Consider the following 3,520-nt stretch of genomic DNA (forward strand, 5'->3'; position numbering starts at 1 on the left):
GCACTATTATCTAGTTCTGTTGGTTGAAGTGGGACTCCTACAACCATCATTTCTGTACGACTGATTTCTCCGTCTTCTTGAAAAGGAAAGTCACCTTCCGTTGCAACTACTTGCTCTCCGTTAAAAACTTCACTCAATGTTGGATTAGTCATAAATAGTTGCGCATAAATGTCATCATTAGAGGCATTATTCGTTCCCCAAACCTTCGTTCCCTCTACAAAAATGAGCGCATGTGTTTCAAAGGATGAACCATATTGAGAGATGGTTCTAAGASCATCGTCTTGTTCATCGTACCCATCAAAAATTGCTGCAATCATATTGGCATGATTCACTAGTTGTGATTCTGCTTCGTTCWCATGAAAACGTTCAAATGATTGAAGAAGCAAGACCATCAAAATCGTTAAAACAACCGAAACAAGTAATAATATCGTAAACCATAGCTTTCCTACTACGCTTCGCCACAACATTATTCTTTCTGTGCCTCAAACTTGTATCCAACTCCCCATACAGTTGAAATCATTGCCGCTGCTTCAGGAGAAATACGGTTTAATTTTTCACGCAATCTTTTAATATGAGTGTCAACTGTTCTAAGATCTCCAAAGAAATCATAATTCCATACATCTTTTAACAGTTGTTCACGTGAAAAGACCTTATCCGGAGATTGGGCTAAGTAATGAAGCAATTCATACTCTTTAGGTGTTAAACTAATTTCATCACCATCTACAGATACGCGGTGAGCATCATTATCAATTGTTAAATGTTGAAAGACAAGAACATCTTTAGTTTGAGTATCCGTTTGTAAAAATTTCGTTGTAGAAGAGCGTCGTAAAAGAGCTTTTACCCGTAATACTACTTCTCGGGGGCTAAATGGCTTAACTATATAATCGTCTGTTCCGACTTCAAATCCTTGTACTCGATTTGCTTCTTCTCCTTTAGCTGTTAACATCATCACTGGGGTCGCTTTTGTCTTACGCAATTCTTGACATACTTCAATCCCGTCCATACCAGGCATCATAATATCAAGCAAGATCAGGTCATAATCCACCTCAAGCGCCAAGCTTAAAGCTTGTTCACCATTTTCAGCTTCTTCCACTTCATATTGCTCTCTTTCCAAATACATCTTCAGGAGCCTACGAATACGATCCTCATCATCAACTACTAAAATCTTTGCTTCTTTTTCCATATGTATGAAACCTCCTATTATGTAAATAAGATTCATTCCTTTAAGTGTAGCATGACCAATGATAAAAAATAAAATATCATGTTTTAAATAAGTAAACATAAAGAAAGACCCTCGCAAATCAACGAGGGTCTAAATCGCTTATGCGTATGAATGCAAGCCTGCAATGACCAAGTTAACGAAAACGAGGTTAAACATAATAATTGCAAATCCAATCACACATAACCAAGCTGAACGCTCTCCTTGCCATCCTTTTGATAAGCGAAGATGTAGATACGCTGCATAAAATAAAAATGTGACTAGAGCCCATACTTCTTTAGGGTCCCAACCCCAGAAACGAGACCAAGCAATTTGTGCCCAAATCATCGCAAAAATCAATCCACCTAGTGCGAATATTGGGAAACCGATAGCAATTGCACGATAGCTCACTTCGTCAACGGCTTGAGGACTAACACCTTTTAATAATGGTTGTATGGCCCCACCAAGACGCTTACGTAAAATCAATCGGAGGCCCACATATAAAATGAGACYTGAGATTAATGACCAGATCACGGTATTTAAGTCGTTACTACGAATGATGGCTGGTGCATTAAAAAATGGCTCCATCCTATTTTCAGTGATTAATTCACCTTCATTTGGTCCTACAAGAGGTGGAAGATTATATTCCATTTGTGTTTCTACATCTTGTTCATTCACATAATTGAATGTAGCTTCATAATTCATCGCATTAAAAAGATACCCGATTAAAATAAAGCCTACTAAACTAATTAGAGAATACATGACAAATTCAAAAGCACGTGTTCGTTTGTTTGCTTTAGTAAAATCTAATGTACGGACAAGATACACTAGACCAGCAGCCATACCAATTGATAAAACACCTTGCCCTAGGGCAACTGTGATAACGTGAATCGTTAACCAACTACTTTGAAGAGCTGGAATCAATGGTTCTACTTCTCTTGGAAATAATGATGCATAGGCTACAATCAACATAACGATTGGTAAAGTAAACATCCCCAGGACATTTGAGCGATAAATTGCATAAATAACATTAAAGGCCAGCCCAATAGCAATCCCAAGGAAGGTCATATATTCAAACATGTTACTAACCGGAGCATGTCCTGCATGAACCCATCTTGTAATAAAGTAAGCTATCGCAAATAAGGAAGCTCCAACAGATAATAAATATCCAATGAATCCCCATTTATTCCCAGTCATTTCTCCTGCCTTGTCACGCCATTTTCTACCGGTTACTRAAACAGCAAAGGTAATAGTCGCGGAAAGATAGAGGAAAAAGGCAACGTATAATAAATTTCCGCTTAAAGCTGCCATTTTTTACCCTCCCTGCTAATCTTCGTTCTTATTAGTTTGATTTGCTTCTTCTACTTCTTTCTCTTTTTCCTCAACTTGATCAAGAGGAGACATTAGTTGAGTTTCTTTAATTGCTTCATCAATGTCTTTACGCAATGTTAACCAGTTCTTGTTAGTGYGACCAGCAATCCATACCTCACCATTAATTCGTTGAACCCATACACGGCGATGCGCCCAATATGATCCTTGAATTAAACCGATCATAAATATAACTCCACCTGCAATAAGTATTGGCAAAGTACGGTCTTTCCTTACACCGAGAGCCGTTACATTATTTGTTTCCACATCAACAAAGGTCATTTTATAATCATTTTCACCAAGTGGTTCAAGGTTTTGACGAATACCTACAAAACTGACTTCTCCCTCAAGTGTATCTGGTGTAATCATTTCAAAAATGAATACTGGATTATCTGGTATTTTCGAACGAGTTGAAGGCACGTTATCATTATTTAAGAAATAATCAGGGAAGTAATCACGAATGATTACCTCATGCCCATCACCTAAATCATAGCTCGGCTCAGGATCATACAGATCAATATCCATTCGACCGAAAGTATCTCCGGTTTCTTTATTTTCAAGTGTGAAACTCATTGTTTTTAATTCATTTAGCTTATAATCAAGTTGATAGAAATTAAACCCATCATGGCTCATTGGGAAGTTCACCCGAATTGGGTGTTCAGCAACTTCTACTAACTCTCCAAGATCCCCTACCGTATCAGCATCCGTTCGCTCATATAACCYTGCATCCGTTTGGAAATTTTTAACAACCGGACTTCCTGAACGCTCGATAGCTTCACCGAATGTTTCATCATTTTCATCATAAAACTCTAATAGGAATCGATCATTTTCAATATAATATTGTCCATCCGTTCCAGGAACAACTACCTGATCTCCTTCACGGATCCACACATGCTCATCGATGTACATTCCAGGAAAATAGCGAAGCATACACCCAATTAAAAATAAGATAAG

At 37.9% G+C, this 3,520-nt stretch carries 3 protein-coding genes and 1 pseudogene; all 4 read right to left on the reverse strand.

Features of this window, described 5'->3' with window-relative positions:
- Nucleotides 1–467: pseudogene (locus tag AB685_RS28610) on the reverse strand (PAS domain-containing sensor histidine kinase); the annotation flags it as partial.
- The gene (locus tag AB685_RS28615; RefSeq protein ID WP_047974002.1) at nucleotides 467–1,183 is read right to left on the reverse strand and encodes a response regulator transcription factor; all 717 of its coding nucleotides are present in this window, start codon (nucleotides 1,181–1,183) and stop codon (nucleotides 467–469) included. The gene AB685_RS28615 and the pseudogene AB685_RS28610, both read right to left, overlap by 1 nt.
- Nucleotides 1,184–1,321: 138 nt before the next feature.
- Entirely contained in the window at nucleotides 1,322–2,509 is a 1,188-nt protein-coding gene (gene ccsB, locus AB685_RS28620) for a c-type cytochrome biogenesis protein CcsB (protein ID WP_047974003.1), read from the reverse strand.
- Between the two features lie 15 nt (nucleotides 2,510–2,524).
- Nucleotides 2,525–3,520 (reverse strand): cytochrome c biogenesis protein ResB (locus tag AB685_RS28625; protein ID WP_047974004.1); only part of this gene is annotated, 996 nt, incomplete at its 5' end.

The sequence above is a fragment of the Bacillus sp. LL01 genome (assembly GCF_001037965.1).

Excerpts from the sequence above, each read along its gene's own strand:
- AB685_RS28615 (WP_047974002.1), bottom strand. The coding sequence starts at position 1,183 with ATGGAAAAAGAAGCAAAGATTTTAGTAGTTGATGATGAGGATCGTATT.